The following is a 2,492-nucleotide window of genomic DNA, read 5'->3' as shown; positions in this document are numbered from 1 at the left end:
GTTTGAGGCCGCCTTATGATTGAGGATTGTGACTGGTAACTTACCGTCGTTAACGACGTCGTTATTGACGTCATTTGAGAGGTAAGAATGACCCAGGAAATCCTGATTGGCGTTGAACGCCGCCGCCGCTGGTCGGATGAACGGAAGCTGGCGATACTGGCTGAAGTTGGTGTGGATGGAGCAAGTGTATCGGATGTGGCACGTCGACATGACCTGACCCGCCAACATCTTTACCAATGGCGGACGTCATTCCGTCAAAGACTATCTTCCCCAGATCAGTCTGTGGCGTTTGTTCCTGTTGCTTCAGTGACGACACCTGCTGTGGCATCTGGCGGTGATCCTGACGAACTGGCCATAGTGCTGCGCAATGGCCGTAGTATCAGGGTGACGGGACATCCTGCCGAAGATCTTCTGGCCCGGGTCATCCGGATTGCGGAGACGGCATGATTGGCGTGGGCAACGGCGTGCGTGTCTATCTGGCCTGCGGGGTGACCGATATGCGCAAGGGCATATCGGGTCTGGCAGCACTGGCACAGGACGTGCTGCGTCAGAACCCGACATCAGGGGCGCTCTTTGCCTTTCGTGGTCGCCGTGGGGACAGGATCAAGCTTCTGATGTGGGACGGTCAGGGGTTCTGTCTTTATTACAAGGTGCTTGAGAAGGGACGTTTTCCATGGCCGTCTCCGGCAGAGGGCGTTGCACGCCTGACGACAGCACAGATGGCCATGCTGTGGGAAGGCATGGAGTGGAGACGCCCTTCCTGGTCTGCACCACCGTCTCGCGTGGCCTGATTTTTATGGCGTGAGAGTGCAGAACATTTTGAATTTTCTTAGGTTTTCTGCTATTTTTTCATAATGACGTCTGCACCTGCGGTCCTGCCTGATGATCCGGATACCCTGAGGGAAATGATTGTTTCCCTGCAGACCGAAGTGGCTCGGCTTTCTGCGTCAGCCCGTGCGTATGAAGCTCTTGTCCAGTCTCTCAAAATCCGGATCGCACGTCTTCAGAAACAGAAATTCGGGGCCAGTTCAGAAAAGATAGACCGTGAGATTGAACAACTCGAACTGCTCCTTGAAGATGTAAAAATCGCCATCGCGGCAGCCGATCCTTCTCCTGATATCAGGGAGCATGATGTCAGCGATGATGCACTCTCTCCCCCACGGCAGCGTGGCAAACCAAAGGTTTCTGACACGACACCACGGGAGCGTATTGTTCTCGACCCAGGTGAGGCCTGTCCTGCCTGTGGCGGTCCCCTGCGTCTTGTAGGCGAAGATGTCACCGAAATACTGGACTTTATTGCGGCAAAACTGAAAGTTGTCGAAACGGCACGGCTGAAGAAATCCTGCCGTCACTGCGAAACACTGGTGCAGCCTGAAGCACCGTCGCGCCCTGTCCCACGGGGGATGGCTGGCACCGGGCTTTTAGCCCATATCCTGGTCTCGAAATTCGATGACCACATTCCGCTTTATCGTCAGAATGAGATCTTTGCCCGTCAGGGTGTGGACATTCCCCGTTCAACCCTGATCGACTGGTGTGGTCAGGCCGTTGCCGTTCTGCGTCCTCTGACAGATCTGATCCGTCAGGATGTCGTAAAGGCAGACCTGCTACATGCTGATGATACACCCATCCAGGTTCTTGACCCCCGTCTGCGTCAGGCTGGCAAACCCCGGGGCGTGAAGGAAGGGCGGATCTGGAGCTATCTGCGCGATCCCCGCCCATGGGGAGGGAGTGATCCGCCCGCCGTGGCCTACTGGTTCTCTCCCGATCGCAAGGGGATCAATCCCCAGACCCATCTGGCACAGTTCCGGGGCATTCTGCAGGCTGACGCCTACGCCGGGTTCAGGGATCTGTATAAACCAGACGCAACAGGAACCGTGCACGTGCGCGAAGCGGCCTGCTGGGCTCATCTCCGCCGGGCCTTCCATGATGTCTGGAAGGGCAGTGATTCGACAATCGCAAGGGAAGCACTTGAACAGATCGGAGAGCTCTACGATATCGAGCGCCAGATCACCGGACACCCGGCCCCGTATCGTCTGGCTGTCCGACAGGAACAAAGCCGCCCCCGTGTCACAGCATTCCACGCATGGTGCGAAACACAGCTTGCCCGTATCCCTGGAAAGGGGGAACTGGCAAAAGCGATCCGTTATGCGCTCAACCGGTGGAAGGCCTTTACCCTGTTCCTCGAAGATGGTCGTGTCGCCATCGACAACAATCCTGCCGAACGCGCCATACGGCCCGTATGCGTGGGGCGAAAAAATTATCTCTTTGCCGGATCCGACACCGGGGGCGACAACATCGCTGATGCCATGACGCTTATCGAAAGCGCAAAACTCTCCCGGCTTAATCCGCACGATTACCTCGCCGACGTCCTGGCCCGTATCAACGAGCACAAGATCAACCGGCTCCACGAACTGTTGCCATGGAACTGGAAACCCGTGAATACACTGCACAGACAGGCCGCATAATCAAGGCGGCCCAGAGCGGCCGGTTAC

The 2,492-nt window shown here is 56.7% G+C and carries 3 protein-coding genes; all 3 read left to right on the top strand.

What is annotated here, in order from left to right:
• The first annotated feature begins 87 nt into the window (after positions 1–87).
• The 3 genes from tnpA to tnpC all read left to right on the top strand — a co-directional run bounded on the left by tnpA (position 88) and on the right by tnpC (position 2,465).
• The gene (gene tnpA / locus CFR78_RS15895; protein WP_007400224.1) at positions 88–447 is read left to right on the top strand and encodes an IS66-like element accessory protein TnpA; all 360 of its coding nucleotides are present in this window, start codon (positions 88–90) and stop codon (positions 445–447) included.
• Positions 444–791: an IS66 family insertion sequence element accessory protein TnpB gene (tnpB, locus tag CFR78_RS15890; protein ID WP_010510701.1), complete on the top strand. Its 348-nt coding sequence runs from the start codon at positions 444–446 to the stop codon at positions 789–791. The genes tnpA and tnpB overlap by 4 nt, the downstream gene beginning before the upstream one ends.
• 63 nt (positions 792–854) lie before the next feature.
• The gene (tnpC, locus tag CFR78_RS15885) at positions 855–2,465 is read left to right on the top strand and encodes an IS66 family transposase (RefSeq protein ID WP_007397838.1); all 1,611 of its coding nucleotides are present in this window, start codon (positions 855–857) and stop codon (positions 2,463–2,465) included.
• Positions 2,466–2,492 lie beyond the last annotated feature (27 nt).

This window comes from Komagataeibacter rhaeticus (assembly GCF_003207855.1).
Classification (GTDB): domain Bacteria; phylum Pseudomonadota; class Alphaproteobacteria; order Acetobacterales; family Acetobacteraceae; genus Komagataeibacter; species Komagataeibacter rhaeticus.
Note: the sequence above shows the minus strand (reverse complement) of the source record. Positions and strands in the feature narration are given on the sequence as shown.